Annotated in this window: 2 protein-coding genes; both read left to right on the plus strand. The window is 67.0% G+C overall.

Annotation, left to right across the window (positions count from 1 at the left end):
- On the plus strand, window positions 1-767 hold a 767-nt coding region (locus FUT87_RS10550; protein ID WP_186830467.1), incomplete at its 5' end, for a 2-oxo acid dehydrogenase subunit E2.
- A 15-nt stretch (window positions 768-782) separates the two neighbouring features.
- The coding region (locus FUT87_RS10555; RefSeq protein WP_147240978.1) for an NAD(P)/FAD-dependent oxidoreductase at window positions 783-2,279 on the plus strand (1,497 nt) is incomplete at its 3' end.

A 2,279-nucleotide genomic window follows, 5' to 3' on the forward strand; every position in this document is an offset into this window, starting at 1 on the left:
CGCCGGCCGGCGGCGCTGCCGGTGGTGGCGCCTTTCCGGGCCTGCTGCCCTGGCCCAAGGTCGACTTCGAGAAGTTCGGCCCGGTCGAGCGCAAGGACCTGTCGCGGATCAAGAAGATCAGCGGCGCCAACCTGCATCGCAACTGGGTCACGATCCCGCACGTCACCAACCACGACGACGCGGACATCACCGAGCTGGAAGCCTTCCGCGTCCAGCTGAACAAGGAGAACGAGAAATCCGGCATCAAGGTGACGATGCTGGCCTTCATGATCAAGGCGACCGTCGCGGCGCTGAAGAAGTTCCCCGAATTCAACGCCTCGCTGGATGGCGACACGCTGGTCCTGAAGAACTACTTCCACATCGGCTTCGCGGCCGACACACCCAACGGGCTGGTCGTGCCGGTGATCCGCGATTGCGACAAGAAGGGCATCTTCCAGATCAGCCAGGAGATGTCGGAGCTGGCCAAGAAGGCCCGCGACGGCAAGCTCGGCCCGGCCGACATGACCGGCGGCTGCTTCTCGATCTCGTCGCTGGGCGGCATCGGCGGCACCTACTTCACGCCGATCATCAACGCGCCTGAAGTCGCGATCATGGGCGTGTGCAAGTCGCAGACGCGGCCGGTGTGGGACGGCAAGCAGTTCGCGCCGCGCTTGATCCTGCCGCTGTCGCTGAGCTGGGACCACCGCGTCATCGACGGCGCGGCCGCAGCCCGCTTCAACGTGTACTTCGCCTCGCTGCTGGCCGACTTCCGTCGGATCGCGCTCTGATCGGAAGGACCTGACATGGCATTGGTTGAAGTCAAGGTTCCCGACATCGGGGACTTCAAGGACGTCGCGATCATCGAAGTCCTGGTCAAGGTCGGCGACACGATCAAGCAGGAGCAGAGCCTGGTCACCGTCGAGTCCGACAAGGCCTCGATGGAGATCCCGTCCTCGACGGCCGGCGTGGTCAAGGAGCTCAAGGTCAAGCTGGGCGACAAGATCAACCAGGGCGACCTGATCGTCGTGCTGGAGAGTGATGCGGCGGCAGCGCCCGCACCGGCGGCTGCTGCGCCGGCTCCTACTGCGGCACCCGCCGCGGCGGCCGCACCTGCGGCGCCGGCCCCGCAAGCCGCCACCTACACCGGCCCGGCCGAAGGCGAGTACGACGTGATCGTGCTCGGCGGCGGTCCCGGCGGTTACTCGGCGGCGTTCCGCGCGGCCGACCTGGGCCTGAAGGTCGCGCTGGTCGAGCGCTACGCGACGCTGGGCGGCGTCTGCCTGAACGTCGGCTGCATCCCGTCCAAGGCGCTGCTGCACGTCGCGGTGGTGATGGACGAGGTCAAGCACTTCGCCGATCTGGGCGTCGAGTTCGGCGAGCCCAAGGTCGAGCTGCCCAAGCTGCTCACCCACAAGAAGAAGGTCATCGGCAAGCTGACCGGCGGCCTGGCCATGATGGCCAAGATGCGCAAGGTCACGGTCGTGCGCGGCTACGGCTCGCTGCTGGACGCCAACCACCTGTCGGTCGAGGAGACCGGTGGCGAGGGCCAGGAGCGCACCGGCAAGACCCAGACGCTGAAGTTCAAGAAGATCATCCTGGCTGCGGGCTCGCAGGCGGTGCGCCTGCCCTTCATGCCGAACGACCCGCGCGTGATCGACTCGACCGGCGCGTTGGAACTGACCAGCAAGCCCAAGCGCATGCTGATCGTCGGTGGCGGCATCATCGGCCTGGAGATGGGCACCGTGTACTCGACGCTGGGCGCGCGCCTGGATGTCGTGGAGATGCTGCCCACGCTGATGACCGGCGCGGACCGCGACCTGGTCAAGGTCTGGCAGAAGATGAACGCGCCGCGCTTCGACAACATCATGTTGAACACGAAGACGGTCGCGGCGGAAGCCACGCCTGAAGGCATCAAGGTGACGTTCGAAGGCGAGGGCGCCCCGAAGGAACCGCAGGTCTACGACCTGGTGCTGCAGGCGGTGGGCCGCACGCCCAACGGCAAGAAGATCGGCGCGGACAAGGCCGGCGTCGTGGTCACCGATCGCGGCTTCATCCCGGTCGACGTGCAGATGCGCACCAACGTGCCCAACGTCTTCGCGATCGGCGACATCGTCGGCCAGCCGATGCTGGCGCACAAGGCGGTGCACGAGGGTCACGTGGCGGCGGAAGTCATCGCCGGCGAGCTGCTCGGCGACGACGCGCTGGCCAAGTCGCGCTTCGACGCGCGCGTGATCCCCAGCGTCGCCTACACCGATCCGGAAGTGGCCTGGGTCGGCGTCACCGAGGACGAGGCCAAGGCG

The sequence above is a fragment of the Mitsuaria sp. TWR114 genome, from assembly GCF_007997345.1.